We start from the raw sequence: 16060 nt of genomic DNA on the forward strand, positions 1-16060 counted from the left end.
GACCATGAGTGAAGTCCGGACGACCACGTCCCGGGAGGACCGCATCGCGGCCCTGCCCGAACACCTCAGGGCCCTGCTGCGGGACCGGCTGGCGGGCGCCGAGGCGCCCGCCCCGGAGGCGGCCGCGCCCACCGCGCTGCGCACCGTCGAGCGCGGCCGCCCGCTGCCGATGTCCTTCGCCCAGCAGCGGATGTGGTTCCTCTACGAGTTCGACCCGCTGGCGGTCGGTTACAACTCCTCGTTCGCGCTGCGGCTGCGGGGCGAGCTCGACCACGCCGCGCTGCGCCGTGCGCTGGCCGCGGTCGTCGACCGGCACGAGGCGCTGCGCACCACCTACGACCAGGTGGACGGCGTCCCCGTGCAGGTCCCGCACCCGTCGGTGGACATCCCGCTGCCGGTCGTGGAGGCCGTCGGCGGGAGCGCCGAGGACCGCGAGGAGGAGCTGCTGCGGCTGGTCCGCGAGGAGGCGGTGCGGCCCTTCGACCTGCGCACCGGCCCGGTGCTGCGGACCCTGCTGGTGCGGCTCTCCGAGCGCGAGCACGTCCTCGTGCTGAGCATCCACCACATCGCCCACGACGGCTGGTCGCTGTCGATCGTCACCCGGGAGCTCGGCCAGTACTACGCGGCCGCGCTCCAGGGCCGCGAGCCGGACCTCCCGGCGCCCGGGCCGCAGTACGCGGACTACTCGGTGTGGCAGCGCGAGCGGCTCTCCGACGGGCGGCTCGACGAGCAGGTCGACTACTGGCGCGAGCAGCTCGCCGGCGTGCCGGTGCTGGAGCTGCCGACCGACCGGCAGCGCCCCGCGGTGCCCACCGGCGCCGGCGCCTTCCACGAGTTCACCGTCCCGGCCCGGACGCTCGCCGGGCTGCGCGAGCTCACCGAGGCCTCCGCGGCGACGCTCTTCATGACGCTCACCGCCGCCACCCAGCTGCTGCTGGCCCGGCTCTCCCGGCAGGAGGACGTCGCCGTCGGAACGCCGGTGGCCGGGCGCGACGAGCCCGAGCTGGCGGACCTGGTCGGGCTCTTCCTGAACACCCTGGTGCTCCGCGCCCGGCCCGAACCCGACCTGAGCTTCCGGGAGTTCCTGGGCCGGGTCCGGGACACCGTGCTGGCCGGCTTCGACCACGCCGAGGTCCCGTTCGAGCGGGTGGTGGACGCCGTCCAGCCCGAGCGCGACCCCAGCCGGATGCCGCTCGCCCAGGTGCTCGTCGTCCTGCAGAACGCCCCCGAGGCGCGGCTCGACCTGCCCGGGCTGACCATGGAGCAGCTCGCCCTGCCGCAGGCCAGCACCGGCTTCGACCTGGTGGTGGCCTTCGAGGAGCGGCCCGACGGCAGCCTCTGGTCGGCCCTGGAGTACAGCACCGACCTGTACGACGAGGCGACGGTGCGCCGGTTCGCCGGCCACCTCACCACCCTGCTCGGCTCGATCGCGGCCGACCCCGACCGGGCGATCGGCGCGCTCGACCTGCTGAGCCCGAAGGAGCACCACCGGCTCACCGTGGACTGGGCCCGCAACCCGGTGGCGTTCCCGGAGCAGGAGCCGGTGCACCTGCTGGTCGCCAGGCGGGCCGCCGAGCGGCCCGACGACCTCGCGGTGGTGCGCGGCGAGGAACGCCTCAGCTACGCCGAACTCGACCGGATGGCCGGGCTGCTGGCCGGGGTGCTGCGCGAGCGCGGCACCCGCCCCGGCGACGTGGTCGGCATCTGCTGCGAGCGCGGGCCCGCGCAGGTGGCCGCCACCCTCGCGGTGCTCCGGGCCGGGGCGGCCTTCCTGCCGCTCAACCCGCGCTTCCCGGCCGCCCGCCGGGAGCTGATGCTGGGGGAGACCGGCGCCCGGTTCGTCCTCACCCAGCGCTCGCTGGCCGCCGCGCCGGGCGAGTCCGCCGCCGAACCGCTGGTCCTGGAGGACCTGCGGCCGCTGCTGGAGGCGCACACCGGGGAGGTGCCCGAGGGCCTGGCGGTGGAGCCGGACGCGCTCGCCTACGTCGTCTACACCTCCGGCTCCACCGGCACGCCCAAGGGCGTGCTGCTGGGCCACGGCGGCCTGACCAACATGATCAACGCCTCCCGGCTGATCGTCGGCACCGGCCCCGCCCACACCGTCTGCCAGCTCTCCTCGCCGAGCTTCGACGGCGCGGTCTGGGAGACCTTCCTCGCCCTGGTGTCCGGTGCGGCGCTCGCCGTCCCGGCGAACGAGTCCGAGGCGCTCGGCACCGAGCAGCTGCGCGCCATGGCGGCGGGCCGGCCCACCGTGCTCGGACTGCCGCCGGCGGCGCTCGCCGCCGTCGACCCGCAGGCGCTGCCGGCCGGCTCGGTGGTGCTCGCGGTCGGCGACCGCTGCCCCGTCGGCCTGGCCCGCAGGTGGTCGCGGGTGCACCGGTTCATCAACGGCTACGGCCCGACCGAGAACACCGTCGGCGCCACCATGTTCGAGGTCGGCGCCGAGGAGGGCGGCGACCGGCTGTCCATCGGGCGGCCGCTGCCCAACACCGAGGTGTACCTGCTGGACGGGCAGGGCAACCCGGTGCCGCCCACCGTCACCGGTGAGATCCACCTCGGCGGCCGCGGCGTCGCCCAGGGCTACCTGGGCCGCCCCGAGCTGACCCGCCGGAGGTTCGTCCCGCACCCCTTCGACGAGGACCCGAAGGCCCGGCTCTACCGCACCGGCGACCTCGCCGCCTGGCTGCCGGACGGGCGGATCGACTTCCGCGGCCGCGCCGACGACCAGGTCAAGATCCGCGGCTTCCGGGTCGAACCCGGCGAGATCGAGGCCGCCATGCAGCGCCACCCGGCCGTCGCCGAGGCCGCCGTGGTGGTCCGCGAGAGCGACCGCGGCAAGCAGCTCGTCGGCTACCTGGTCGCCGCGGACCGCCACGAGCCGGGCGGGGCCGTCCGCGAGCTCCGCGAGGCCCTCACCGAGGAGCTGCCCGCCTTCATGGTGCCGGCCGCGCTCGTCCCGCTGGACGCGCTGCCGCTCACCGTCAACGGCAAGGTCGACCGGGACGCCCTCCCGGACGCCCGGGAGGCGCTGGCCCGGGCCGTCACCCCGCCCGACGGCCCGGTGGAGACCGCGCTGGCCGAGGTGTTCCGTTCGGTGCTGGGCGTCCAGGAGGTCGGCGCGGAGGACGACTTCTTCCTGCTCGGCGGGGACTCCATCCTCTCCACCCAGGTGGTCGCCCGGGCCCGCGAGGCGGGCCTGCACTTCACCGCCCGGGACCTCTTCCAGCACAAGACCGTGGCCGCACTGGCCAGGGTGGCCGGCACGGGGGAGGACGAGCCGGAGGAGGCGGACCCGTACCGCACCGGCCCCGTCCCGCTGACCGCCGTCCAGCAGTGGTTCTTCGACCACCACACCGTCAACCCGGACCACTTCAACCAGTCCGTGCTGTTCGAGCTGGTCCCGGGCGCCGACCTCGCGGCGGTGCGCGCGGCCCTGGCCGGGCTGGTCGACCGGCACGACGTGCTGCGCGCCCGCTACACCCGCGACGACGCGGGGCGGTGGTCCCAGGAGGTCGCCGAGGTCGCCGAGGAGTCCGACGGCCACTGGGGGTTCGAACCGCTCGACCTCGCCGGCGCGGACGACGCCACGGTGCGGGAGCGGACCGCCGAGGCCTTCGGGCGGGCCCAGCGCGGCCTGCGGCTGGCCGACGGCCCGCTGCTGCGCGCCGTCCTCGCCGACCTCGGACCGGACCGCCCGGCCCGGCTCTTCCTCACCGCGCACCACCTGGTGGTGGACGGCGTCTCCTGGCGCATCCTGCTGGACGACCTGCGCGCCGGCTACGCCGAGCTGGCGGCCGGCCGGCCGCTGCGCCCCGCCCCGCGCTCCACCTCCTTCGGGCAGTGGTCGCGCCGGCTGCGCGAGCACGCCCTGGCCGGCGGCTTCGACGACGAGCTGGCGCACTGGCGGGCCCTGCCCGCGCCCGCCGGCGAGCCGGCCGCGGCCGGCCGCTTCGGTGACCGGCGCACCGTGCGGCGCACCCTGGGCGAGGAGGAGACCGAGGCGCTGCTGCGCCGGGTGCCCGGGGTGCTGCGCGCCCAGGTGCACGAGGTGCTGCTGACCGCACTGGCCCGGGCGCTCGCCGTCCGCGGGTACGCCGAGGAGGGCGGCACCGTGGTCGACCTGGAGGGCCACGGCCGCGAGGAGATCCTGGACGGGGTCGACCTGTCCCGCACCGTCGGCTGGTTCACCACCATCTACCCGGTGCTGCTGGACGCGCCCGCGGACCTCGCACCGGCCGCCGCGGTCCGGGTCGTCAAGCGCCGGCTGCGGGCCGTCCCGCGCCGCGGCCTCGGCCACGGCGTCCTCGGGCTGGTGGCCGCCGGCGGCCGCGAGGACCTGCGGGTCCCCGCGTCGCGGGCGCGGATCGGCTTCAACTACCTCGGCCAGTGGGACAACCAGCTGCCCGAGGGGGACCGCCTGGTGCTGCGCCACCTGGACCACGGCGGCGGCGACCACGAGCCGGACGAGACCCGCACCTACGAGCTGGACGTCGCGGCCGCCGTGGAGGGCGGCCGGATGGAGCTGTCCTGCGTGCACGCGGGCGGCCGGTTCGACGACGCCTCGGTGACCGCCCTGCTCGGGGCGATGCACGAGGCGCTCGCCGAGATCGTCCGGGCCTGCGGATGACCGGCCGCCGCGGCACCGGCCGCGCCGCCGCCCACCGCCGCACCCGTCGACCCGGGGAGGGGAACCGGTGAACGACCAACCCTGGCTGGTGGTCCCCCGGCCGCGCCCGGAGGCCACCCGGCGGCTGGTCTGCCTGCCGCACGCCGGCGGCAGCGCCGGGTTCTACCGGCCGTGGGCCAACCACCTGTCGGCCACCGTCGAGCTCCAGCTCGTCCAGTACCCGGGGCGCGAGGAGCGGGTCGAGGACCCGTTCGTCGACGACGCGGCCACCCTGGTGGAGCAGTTGACGCGGGCCCTGCTGGAGACCGACCGCCCGGGCGTAGAGACGGTGGTCTTCGGGCACAGCATGGGCGCGCTGCTCGCCTACGAGACGGTGCTCTCGCTGCAGGCCCACGGGCTGCCGGTGGCCCGGCTGGTGCTCTCCGGCTACCCGCCGCCGCAGACGGCGGGCGGGCCGGCGGCCCCGGTCGGCCCGAGGAGCGACGAGGACCTGCTGCGGACGGTGGCCGGCCACGGCGGCACCCAGATGTCGATCTTCGACGACCCGGACATCCGGGAGATGGTGCTGCCGATCCTGCGCAACGACTACCTCCTGATCGACTCCTACCGCTCGGCCGGGCCCCGCCCGGTCGAGTGCGGGATCGTGGTCCTCACCGGGGACTCCGACGTCACCGTGACCCCGGAACGGGCCCGCGGCTGGGAGGCGCTGGCCGGCAAGGAGTTCGCCTGCCACGTGCTGCCCGGCGGGCACTTCTACCTGACCGCGCAACGGGCCCGGGTCATCTCCCTGCTGCACGACCACCTGCTGGACCGCGGCTGAGCCGGCCGCGACCCGCCCCCGCCGAATTCCGCGCGTTCCGCGGGATCCGGCGAGTTCGCCGACGGATGGCACCCGGCACTATCGGGTCGCCATCCGTTCGGCATGCCCGGAATACCCCCGCGAAGGCCGGGGCGCGCTGGAGTGCGTGTTTCCGCTGAGGCTTAAAAGCCTGTTTCCGGCGGCTCCGCTGCCGGAGGATTTCGAGCCATGGGACAGCCCGGGGCTCCGGGTTGAACGACCGGCTGAGAGGGTCAGGAATGCTTGGCAACGTCGTCATCGTCGGCGGTGGGACATCCGGTTGGATGACCGCCTCGTACCTGCGCGCCGCATTCGGCGATCGGATTTCCGTCACGCTGGTGGAATCCAAGCGAATCAAGACCATCGGGGTCGGTGAGGCGACCTTCAGTACCGTCCGGCATTTCTTCAACTACCTGGGCCTGCCCGAGCACGTGTGGATGCCCAAGTGCAATGCCACCTACAAGCTCGGCATCCGATTCGAGAACTGGCGGCGCAAGGGCCACTACTTCTACCACCCCTTCGAGCGCCTCCGGGTCGTCGACGGCCTGCCGCTCACCGACTGGTGGCTGAACAGCCGCTCCGGCGACCGCTTCGACCAGGACGTGTTCCTGATGGCCGCGATCTGCGACGCCGAGCGGTCCCCGCGCCACCTGGACGGCACCCTCTTCGAGCAGGAGTTCAAGGAGGGCGCCGACACGGCCGACCGCAACACGCTCACCGAGCAGGACACCCAGTTCCCGTACGCCTACCAGTTCGACGCCTCGCTGCTCGCCGACTACCTCTCCGAGTACGCCACCGAGCGCGGCGCCCGGCACATCGAGGACGACGTCGTCGAGGTCGTCCAGGACGAGCGCGGCTGGATCAGCGGCGTGCGCACCAAGGAGCACGGCCTGCTCGAGGGCGACCTGTTCATCGACTGCACCGGCTTCCGCGGCCTGCTGATCAACCAGACCCTCGAGGAGCCCTTCGACTCCTTCCAGGACACCCTGCCCAACAACCGCGCGGTGGCGCTGCGCGTCCCGGTCGACATGGAGAAGCGGGGCCTGCGCCCCTGCACCACCGCGACCGCCTCGGACGCCGGCTGGATCTGGACCATCCCGCTGTTCGGCCGCATCGGCACCGGCTACGTCTACTCCGACGAGTACACGACGCCCGAGGAGGCCGAGGCCACCCTGCGCGCCCACGTCGGCCCGGACGCGGAGGCCCTGGAGGCCAACCACATCCGGATGCGGATCGGCCGCACCCGCAACGCCTGGGTCAACAACTGCGTCGCCATCGGCCTGTCCAGCGGCTTCGTCGAGCCCCTCGAGTCGACCGGCATCTTCTTCATCCAGCAGGGCATCGAGGAGCTGGTCAAGCACTTCCCGGACGCCGACTGGAACCCGGCGCTGCGCCGCTCCTACAACCGCACGGTGGGCAACACCATCGACGGCGTGCGGGAGTTCCTCGTCCTGCACTACAAGGCCGCGGCCCGCGCCGACAACGCCTACTGGCGGGACGCCAAGACCCGCGTGATGCCCGACGGCCTGGCCGAGCGGATCGAACTGTGGCAGGCCAAGCCGCCGACGGAGAACACCATCTACCCGCACTACCACGGGTTCGAGTCCTACTCGTACCTGGCGATGCTGCTCGGCCTCGGCGGCGTGGAGCTCAAGGCCCCGCCGTCCGTCGCCCTGCAGGACTCCACCCGGGCGGAGAAGGAGTTCCAGCTCCTGCGCGACCAGTCCGCCGAGCTCGTGAAGCGCCTGCCCAGCCAGTACGAGTACCTCGCCCAGATGCACTGACCCGCCGGAGCCCCGAGGAAGGAGGCACCATGGACAGTCTTCCGTACGTACCGGCCGCGGTGACGCTCGCTCTGCTCGTCCCCGCGGCACTGCTCGGACGCCGGCTGGCCAAGCTGTTGCGGCAGCCTGAGATCGTCGGCGAGATCATGGCCTGCCTCCTGCTCGGCGCGCTGCTGGCGAGTCAGTGGGACTGGAAGCCGGCCGGCATGGACGGCGGCGCCGTCCTGGAGAAGGCGGGCCACCTCGGCCTCGCGCTCTTCCTGGTCGGCGCCGTCCACGAGATCAGGGCCGGCGGCAGCCGGCTCGGCGGCCGGACCATCGCGCTGACCGCCGCCGGCTCCCTGCTGCTGCCGCTGGGCTGCGGCGTGGCGTTCGCCGCCTGGGTGCTGGCCGACGGCTCGCCGGCCCTGCGCGGCGACGCCCCGGCCGGGGTCCTGGTCCTGATGCTGGCGATCGCCCTCGCCGTCACCGCCGTCCCGGTGCTCGCCGGCATCCTGGACGACCGCGGCATGCTGAACACCGCGATCGGCCGGCTCTGCATGGCGGTCGCGGTCTCCATCGACGCCGTCACCTGGTCGATGCTGGCGATCGCGGTCGGCCTGGCGCACGGCGGCGGGAGGATCACCCCGTACGCGGTGTTCGCCGTCGGCCTGCTGGTCGCCTGGGCGATCCGGCGGGCGGGCGCCGCACCGGTGCCCCGGGCCTGGGCCGAGCGGGTCCCGGTCGCGGTGCCGATCGGGCTGACCGCCGCCGCGGCCGTCGCCGCCGCGCTGACCACCTCGCGGCTGGGCCTGACCGACGTGCTCGGCGCCGTGCTGGTCGCCCTCGCCCTGCCGGGCGACGACGGCGCCGGCCCGTGGACCAGGGCCGCGCACACCGTCGGCGGCTGGGGGCGGCTCGCGCTGCCGCTGCTGTTCACGGTGACCGGCATGGGCCTCGCCTCGGCGCCGCTCAGCGTCTTCTCCTGGCAGGCCGTCCTGCTCTCGGTGGTGCTCGCGATCCTCGGCAAGCTGGTCGGCAGCTACGCCGGTGCGCGGGCGGCCGGCCGGCCCCCGGTCGAGTGCATGAAGATCGCGGTGTTCCTCAACGCCCGCGGCCTGACCGAACTCGCCGTCCTGCAGGCCGGCTACCAGGCCGGGATCCTCACCCCCGCGCTGTTCCTCGCGCTCGTGGTGATGGCCCTGTTCACGACGGCGCTCAGCGGCCCGCTGCTGTGGGCCATCGACCGGTTCACGGCGCCCGAGGCCGCCCCCCGGACCGCGGAGCCGGCCGTCCCCTACCCCGTCGAGCGGTGAGCCACGTGGAACTCGTCACCTCAACCCCCTCCGACTTCCGGACCTTCATGTCCGGCTTCCCGAGCGGCGTCTCCGTCGTCACCTCGCTGGACGACGCCTCGCGCCCGTGGGGCATGACCTGCTCCGCGCTGTGCAGCGTCACCGTCGACCCGCCCACGCTGCTGGTCGGCATGCGGGCCGAGAGCCCGACCCTGCGGGCCGTGCTGCGCAGCGGCGCCTTCGCGGTGAACCTGCTGCACGCCGACGGCCGCGGCACCGCCGAACTGTTCGCCTCCGGCGACCCGGACCGCTTCGACGCCACCCCCTGGCGGCTGCCGCCCGGCGCGGGCGGACCCCACCTGGTGCGCGACGCCCACGCGGTGGCCGACTGCCGGGTCAGCCAGCTGGTGCCCGTGGGCGGCCAGCGGATGGTCTTCGGCGAGGTCGTCCGGATCACCGAACTCAGCGACGCGCCGCCGCCGCTGCTCTACGGGAGGCGACAGTTCAGCACCTGGACCGCCTGACCAGAGGGTTCCCACCCGACCCCCGAGAACACCGTTGTGGAGGAGAGATGACAGCTCAACCCACTGACGCGGACACCCCCCGGCGCGCACCCGCCCGCGACCAGGGCATCCAGCGCCACAGCGCGATGCCGGTCCGGAAGTACCGGCCCTACGAGGCGGTCGGCCTGCCCGACCGGACCTGGCCGGGACGCCGCGCGGAGCGCGCCCCGCTGTGGTGCAGCGTCGACCTGCGGGACGGCAACCAGGCCCTGACCGACCCCATGGACACCACCCGCAAGCGGCGGATGTTCGACCTGCTGGTCGGGATGGGGTTCAAGGAGATCGAGGTCGGCTTCCCCACCTCCTCCCAGGACGACCACGCCTTCCTGCGCCACCTCGTGGACACCGACGCCATCCCGGAGGACGTCGTCGTCCAGGTGATGACGCCGATCCGCGGCGACTTCATCGAACGCACCGTCAAGGCCCTGGAGGGCGTCCCCCGCGCCGTCCTGCAGATCTTCAACCCCACCTCGGAGGCCCAGCGCCGGCTGGTCTTCCGCAAGGACCGCGCGCAGATCACCGCGATGGCCCTGGACGGCGCCGAACAGGCCCTCAAACTCCAGGACTCCATCCCCGGCACCGAGATCTACCTGCAGTACGCGCCCGAGTCCTACACCCAGACCGAGCCCGACTACGCGCTCGAACTCTGCAACGCCGTCCTCGACTTCTGGGCCCCGCGGGCCGCGCACACGCTGCGGATCAACCTGCCCTCCACCGTCGAGGTCTTCCCGCCGCAGGAGTTCGCCGACCGGATCGAGTACACCCACCGCAACCTGCTCCACCGCGAGCGCACCATCCTCTCCGTGCACCCCCACAACGACCGCGGCAGCGGCGTGTCCGCCGCCGAACTCGCCGTGCTGGCCGGGGCCGACCGGGTCGAGGGCACCCTGTTCGGCAACGGCGAGCGCTCCGGCAACGTCTGCCTGGTCACCCTGGCCATGAACCTGTTCTCGCAGGGCGTCGACCCGATGCTCGACCTGCGCGACATCGACGGCGTCCGCCGGATCGTCGAGAGCTGCAACCAGATGCCCGTCCACGCCCGCCACCCGTGGGCCGGCGACTTCGTCTACACCTCCTTCGCCGGCTCCCACCAGGACGCCATCGCCAAGGGCCTGCGCGCCCGCGAGGAGTCCGGCCAGGACACCTGGGACGTGCCCTACCTGCCGATCGACCCGCGCGACATCGGCCGCGACTACCAGGCGCTGATCCGGATCAACACCCAGTCCGGCAAGGGCGGCATCGCCCACCTGCTGCGCACCGAGTACGGCATCGAACTGCCGCGCCGCCTCCAGATCGACTTCGCCTCCGAGATGCAGGCGGTCTGCGAGGAGATCGGCGGCGAGATCACCGGCGACCAGCTGTGGAGCCACTTCGTCGAGCGGTACGTGGCGCTCGGCACCGAGGCGGTGCCCGGCCTGCCCCGGCCCGAGCCGCTGGCGGCGGAGCCCGGCGGCGCCCGCTGGACGGAGGCGGCCGCCGCGGCCGTCGCCGGGTACGGGCTGGACGCCGTCGTCCAGGGGCTCACCGTGGACCGGGCCGGCGCACCGCTGAACGCCGTCACCGCCGCCTTCGAGATCGTCGTGGACTCCCGCTCCCACTGGGGGGTCGGCATCGCCGACGAGGAGGGCGAGGCCGTCGGCCGGGCCGTCCGCGCCGCCGCCCTGCGGGCGCTGCTGGACACCGAGCCGGCCGGCGTGTCCGGAGCCCGCTAGCGAGGCCGCCGAGGGCGGGGGAGGGAGGGGGCGCAGATGCCCTGGAACACCTTGATCGACGTGGCGCGGGAGGACGTGCTCCCGCTCACCGCCCAGATCCGGGACGGCATCAAGCGGGAGATCGCCGAGGGGGCGCTGCACCCCGGCACCCGGCTGCCGTCGAGCCGTCAGCTCGCCGAGGACCTGCGGGTGTCCCGCAGCGTCGTCGTCGAGGCCTACGGGCAGCTGGTGGCCGGCGGCTACCTGGAGGCCACCCGGGGCTCGGGCACCCGGGTCGCCGCCCACCTGGACCGCGGCACCCGGCCGCCGACCCTGCTGAGCGACGCCCGCCCCGCCCCGGTGGTCCGCTGGGACCTGCGGGCCGGCGGCGCCGACGCCTCCGCCTTCCCGCAGCGCGAGTGGCTCGCCGCCTACCAGCGGGCGGCGCGCCGGCTCGGCCCGCGCGACCTCGGCTACCCGCCGGTGTCCGGCGTCCCGGCGCTGCGCGCCGAACTCGCCCGCTACCTCGGGCGGGCCCGCGGCGTGCACACCACCCCGGAGCACGTGATGGTGGTCTCCGGGTTCGCCCAGACGCTCGGCCTGGTCTGCGCCACGCTGCCGCGCACCGGCCTGGCCGCCCTCGCGGTCGAGGACCCGTGCCACCCGCAGCAGCGCCAGTTCATCGTCGAGTCGGGCCTGGACTGCCCCTCCGTCCCGGTCGACGAGCACGGCATCGACGTGGCCGCCCTGGCCCGCACCGGCGCCCGGGCCGTCCTGGTCACCCCCGCCCACCAGTTCCCCACCGGTGCCGTGCTCAGCGCCGAGCGGCGGGCCGCGCTGGTGCGCTGGGCCGAGGACGTGGACGGCTGGATCATCGAGGACGACTACGACGGCGACCTCTGGCTGGACCACGGGCGCCGGCCCACCGCGCTGCAGCGGCTCGCCCCGACCCGGGTGCTCTACGCGGGCACCGCGAGCAAGTCGCTGGCCCCCGGGATGCGGCTGGGCTGGCTGGTCGCCCCGCCCCGGCTGCGCCGCCGGCTGGAGGAGGTCCGGGCCCAACGCGACCTGGGATGCGACGTGTTCACCCAGCACGCGTTCGCCGAGGTGCTCGACAGCGGAGAGCTCGACCGGCACCTGCGGCGCCAGCGGGAGCGGCTGCGGGCCCGCCGGGAGGTCTTCCACGAGGCCGTCCGGCGCCGGCTGCCCGGCGCCCGGATCACCGGAGCCTTCGCCGGCCTGCACGCCTACGTCCAGCTCCCGCCGCGGGTGGACGAGGCCGCGCTGGTCGCCCGGGCGCTGCGCCGCTCGGTCCTGGTGCGCGGCGCCCGCAGCTACCACCACCGCTCCTGGCAGGCCGGCCCCGCCCTGGTCGTGGGCTACGCCGGGGTGCCCCGCAGCGGGGTCGCCGAGGCGGTGCGGGAGCTGGGCGAGGCCTACGCGCAGGCGGCGGCCGACGGCTGCCTGCGCAGCGCGTAGGGCCCGCCCGGCTCCACGGGGACCGGGCACGACGGACGACGGAGAGTGAGGAGGACCCGATGGTGACGACGAGCCCGGGCGGCGCGCCCGCCCCGCTCGCGGTCCGCGCCGCGGCCTGGCACCTGCCGGAGCACCGGGTGCCGGTCGGCGAGCTGGCCGAACGCGAGGGCCTGGACCGCGAGCGCAGAACCGTCCTCGCCGGCCTCGGGATCGACACGGTGGCCGTCGACACGGGGCTCGGCGCCACCGCGATGGCCGAACGGGCCTGCCGCGGCGCGCTCGCCCGCGCCGGTGTCGCCGCGCAGGACCTGGGCGCCCTGGTCGTCGTCGAGTCCCGCGCGCCCGAGACGCTGATCAGCTCCGAGGTCACCAGGCTGCAGGCCCGGCTGGGCGCCGACCGGGCCCTCGCCTTCGGCGTCGGCGGCCTCGGCTGCGTCTCGCTCGGGCCGGCCCTGCTGGCCGCCCGGGGCCTGCTCGCCGCCGACCCGGACCTGCACCACGTGCTGGTCGCCCACGCCTCCACCCCGGCCACCCCCGGCCGCTACCGGCACCCCGTCACCGTCAACGGCGACGCCGGCCAGGCCCTGCTGCTCGCCCGAACCGGTCCGGTCCGGATCCTCGACCTCGTCCAGGAGACCAACGGGGCCCACTGGGACCTCTTCCGGGTCGACTACCGGGACCGCCCTTGGGAGCAGTGGCGGGAGGAGTGCCGCGACCTGCCCGGCTACTCCTTCCGGCTCGCCGTCGAGACCAGGAACCGGCTCGCCGCGCTCCTGGCGGGCCTGCTGAAGCGGCACGGCCTCGACCGCGCCGACATCGCCGGCTACGCCAGCCAGAACCTCTCCGCGGGCGGGCTGCGCTTCCTGGAGGAGTCGCTGGACGTCGAACTGCTGCCGGAGTGCCGGGAGAACCTGGCCCGCTACGGCCACCTCGGCCCGAACGACGTCCTCCTCAACCTCTGGACGGCGCTGGCGGACCGGAGGCTGGCCGAGGGCGACCGGGTCGTGCTGGTCAACGTCAGCCCGGTGGCGGCCTGGAACCTGCTGCTGGTGGAAATCGGACCCTGGGAGAGCACCGCGTGACCGACACCGCGATCGAGATACGGGAGTTCCTGACCGTCGCCCTGCGCCGGCCGGTGGAACCGGACGAGGACTACTTCGCCCTGGGCCTCGCGGACTCGCTGTTCGCCCTGGAGCTGGTGGTCTTCGTCGAGGAGCGGTTCGGGATCCGGATCGAGGTGGAGGACCTCGAACTGGACAACTTCCGCACCGCCGAACGGATCGCCGCGCTGGTCGCGGGCAAGCACGGCGGGCCCGCCGCGGGCGACGAGACGGGCGCCGGCCGTGCCGCCCGCGGCTAGCGGCGCCCGGGCGGCCGTCCCGGACGCACCGCGGCCCGCGGGCGCCCCGGGGCTCCCCGCGGCCGTCCCGGACGTCCCCGCGGCCGTCCCGGACGTCTCCGTGGTGGACGCCGCCGCCGACCTGGCCGCCGCGGTGCGCGAGGACGCCGGCCGCTGGGACGAGCGGGGCGCCCTGCCCGACGAGGCGGTCCGCGCGGTCGCCGCCGCCGGGCTGCTCGCACCCGACCTGCCGGCCCGCCACGGCGGAGCCGGCGCCACGCCCGTCCAGCTCGGCGAGGCGGTCGCGCACCTGGGCGGCGTCTGCGGCGCCCTGCGCGCGCTGCTCACCGTCCAGGGCATGACGGCGGCCGCCCTGCTGCGCTGGGGCAGCGCCGCCCAGCGCGAGCGCTGGCTGCCCGCCCTGGCCTCCGGCGAGCGGCTCGCCGGCTTCGCCGCCACCGAGCGGGAGGCGGGCAGCGCGCTCGCCGAGGTCGGCACCCGGATCGAGGACGACGGCGAGCAGCTGGTGGTCACCGGCGCCAAGCGGTGGGTGACCTTCGGGCAGAGCGCCGACCTCCTGCTGGTGCTCGGGCGCACCGCCGCCGGCCCGACCGCCGTCCTGGTGGAGGGCGACCGCGCCGGGATCGGCCGCGAGCCCGTCGCCGGCCAGCTCGGCCTGCGCGCCGCGCGGATCGCCCACCTCACCTTCGACCGGGTGCGGGTGCCGCGGGAGAACCTGGTGGCGCCGGCCGGGGCGGGCCTGACCCACACCGCGGCGGTGGCCCTGGACCACGGCCGCTTCACGGTGGCCTGGGGCTGCGTCGGCATGGCGGAGGCCTGCCTGGCGGACGCCGTCGAGCACGCCGTGCGGCGGGTCCAGGGTGGGGTCCCGCTGGCCGAGCACCAGCTGGTGCGCTCCCTGCTCGCCCGCTCGGCCGTCGACGCGGCGGCCGCCCGGGCCCTGGCCGAACGGGCCGCCCAGGCCCGGGCCGGCTCGCCGCTGGGCGCCGTCACCGAGACGGTGGCCGCCAAGTACGCGGCGGCCGGGGCGGCGAAGGCGGTCGCCGACCGGGCCGTGCAGGTGCTCGGCTCGGCGGGCTGCGAACCGGGGGGCCGGCCGGGCCGGTTCTACCGGGACGCCAAGGTGATGGAGATCATCGAGGGCAGTCCGCAGCTGGCCGAACTGCACCTCGCCGACCGGCTGTTGCGCCGGGCGGTGCGCCGATGAGCGCCCCGCGCGGGGCCACCGCGCCGGGCGGCGGGGCCGGGCCGGAGCGGCCGACCGTCAAGGTCCTGGTCTGGGACCTCGACGACACCCTGTGGGACGGCACCGTGTTGGAGGGCGACGACCCGGCGCCGTTCCCGGCCGCCACCGCCGCGCTGCGGGAGCTGGACGGGCGCGGCGTCCTGCACGCCGTCGCCAGCCGGAGCGACCGGGCCGCCGCCACCGCCCACCTGGAACGGCTCGGCCTGCACGAACTGTTCACCGTGCTGGAGGTCGGCTGGGGCCCGAAGTCCGGTGCCGTGCGGCGGATCGCCGAGGCGATCGGCATCGGCCTGGACACCGTCGCCTTCGTCGACAACGACCCGGTCGAGCGCGCCGAGGTGGCCGCCGCCCACCCGGAGGTGCGCTGCTACCCGGCCGAGCAGGTCGGGGCGCTGGCCGGACTGCCGGAGTTCCGGCCGCCGTTCGTCACCGCCGACGCCCGCGAGCGGCGGCTGCGCTACCGGGCCGAGGCCCGGCGCGCGCAGGCCGGGGGCGAGTACCAGGGCACGCCGCAGGAGTTCCTGGCCTCGCTCGACCTGACGCTGACCGTCCGGCGCGCCGAGCCGGGCGACCTCGCCCGGGCGCACGAACTCACCGTCCGTACCCATCAGTTGAACACCACCGGCCGCACCTACGACCTGGCGCGGCTGCGGGCGCTGTGCGGCTCGCCGGACCACCGGGTGCTGGTCGCCGAACTGACCGACCGCTTCGGCGACTACGGCACGATCGGCCTCGCGCTCAGCGAGCGCATCCGGTACGCCGCGGGGGAGGGCCCGGCCGAACCGGCGGAGGTCCTGCGGCTGCTGCTGCTCTCCTGCCGGGTGATGTCCCGGGGCGTCGGCCCGGCGCTGATCGGCCACGTGGTGCGCAGCGCGCTCGCCGAAGGGCGGCGCCCCCTGGCCGAGTTCGTCCCGACCGAGGTCAACCGGGTGATGCTGGTCAACCTCCGCTTCGCCGGGTTCACCGTGCTGGGCCCGGCGGAGGAGGGGCGGCTGCTGCTCGGTTACCCGCCGGCCGCCCCGCCGCCCCCGCCCCCGGGCCACCTGCGGCTCATCGCCCCGCCGCCCGCCGAAGCCCCGCCGCCCGCCGAGACCCCGCCGCCCGCCGACACCCGGGGGCCCGCCGAATCCTTGCGGCCCGCCCCTGCCGGCCCCGGGCCGGCGGCCCGCCCCGAACCCCCGGCCACGCCGTGACCAGG

At 75.5% G+C, this 16060-nt stretch carries 11 protein-coding genes; all 11 read left to right on the forward strand.

The genetic code is table 11. From position 1 onward, the window contains the following. The first annotated feature begins 4 nt into the window (after positions 1 to 4). The 11 genes from ACFYUY_RS00095 (at position 5) to ACFYUY_RS00145 (ending at position 16055) form a co-directional block, all read left to right on the forward strand. Positions 5 to 4627, forward strand: a complete 4623-nt coding sequence (locus tag ACFYUY_RS00095; protein ID WP_387896673.1) for an amino acid adenylation domain-containing protein — start codon at positions 5 to 7, stop codon at positions 4625 to 4627. Positions 4628 to 4694: 67 nt separating this feature from the next. Then, positions 4695 to 5447, forward strand: coding sequence for a thioesterase II family protein (locus ACFYUY_RS00100; protein ID WP_387896675.1), 753 nt, complete (start codon positions 4695 to 4697; stop codon positions 5445 to 5447). A 257-nt stretch (positions 5448 to 5704) separates the two neighbouring features. Next, positions 5705 to 7249: a tryptophan halogenase family protein gene (locus tag ACFYUY_RS00105; protein ID WP_360214080.1), complete on the forward strand. Its 1545-nt coding sequence runs from the start codon at positions 5705 to 5707 to the stop codon at positions 7247 to 7249. 29 nt (positions 7250 to 7278) lie between these two features. Beyond that, a complete protein-coding gene (locus tag ACFYUY_RS00110) occupies positions 7279 to 8544 on the forward strand; it encodes a cation:proton antiporter (protein ID WP_360214082.1) in 1266 nt (421 codons plus the stop codon). Then, positions 8541 to 9047, forward strand: coding sequence for a flavin reductase family protein (locus tag ACFYUY_RS00115; RefSeq protein ID WP_360214084.1), 507 nt, complete (start codon positions 8541 to 8543; stop codon positions 9045 to 9047). The genes ACFYUY_RS00110 and ACFYUY_RS00115 overlap by 4 nt, the downstream gene beginning before the upstream one ends. A gap of 47 nt (positions 9048 to 9094) precedes the next feature. Continuing rightward, positions 9095 to 10798 carry a 2-isopropylmalate synthase gene (locus tag ACFYUY_RS00120; RefSeq protein WP_387896678.1) on the forward strand — a complete coding sequence of 568 codons (1704 nt, stop codon included), beginning with the start codon at positions 9095 to 9097 and terminating at the stop codon, positions 10796 to 10798. A gap of 36 nt (positions 10799 to 10834) precedes the next feature. Then, positions 10835 to 12256 carry a PLP-dependent aminotransferase family protein gene (locus ACFYUY_RS00125; RefSeq protein ID WP_360214088.1) on the forward strand — a complete coding sequence of 474 codons (1422 nt, stop codon included), beginning with the start codon at positions 10835 to 10837 and terminating at the stop codon, positions 12254 to 12256. 59 nt (positions 12257 to 12315) lie between these two features. Next, positions 12316 to 13338 carry a 3-oxoacyl-ACP synthase gene (locus tag ACFYUY_RS00130; RefSeq protein WP_387896680.1) on the forward strand — a complete coding sequence of 341 codons (1023 nt, stop codon included), beginning with the start codon at positions 12316 to 12318 and terminating at the stop codon, positions 13336 to 13338. Further along, the gene (locus tag ACFYUY_RS00135) at positions 13335 to 13616 is read left to right on the forward strand and encodes an acyl carrier protein (protein ID WP_360214092.1); all 282 of its coding nucleotides are present in this window, start codon (positions 13335 to 13337) and stop codon (positions 13614 to 13616) included. The genes ACFYUY_RS00130 and ACFYUY_RS00135 overlap by 4 nt, the downstream gene beginning before the upstream one ends. Then, complete coding sequence (locus ACFYUY_RS00140; RefSeq protein ID WP_387896682.1) at positions 13600 to 14823, forward strand: acyl-CoA dehydrogenase family protein; 1224 nt, start codon at positions 13600 to 13602, stop codon at positions 14821 to 14823. The genes ACFYUY_RS00135 and ACFYUY_RS00140 overlap by 17 nt, the downstream gene beginning before the upstream one ends. Beyond that, positions 14820 to 16055 (forward strand): HAD-IIIC family phosphatase, encoded by a 1236-nt coding sequence (locus ACFYUY_RS00145; protein ID WP_387896684.1) that lies wholly within the window; start codon positions 14820 to 14822, stop codon positions 16053 to 16055. The genes ACFYUY_RS00140 and ACFYUY_RS00145 overlap by 4 nt, the downstream gene beginning before the upstream one ends. The last annotated feature ends 5 nt before the right edge of the window (positions 16056 to 16060 follow it).

The organism is Kitasatospora sp. NPDC004745 (assembly GCF_042873275.1).
Lineage (GTDB): Bacteria > Actinomycetota > Actinomycetes > Streptomycetales > Streptomycetaceae > Kitasatospora.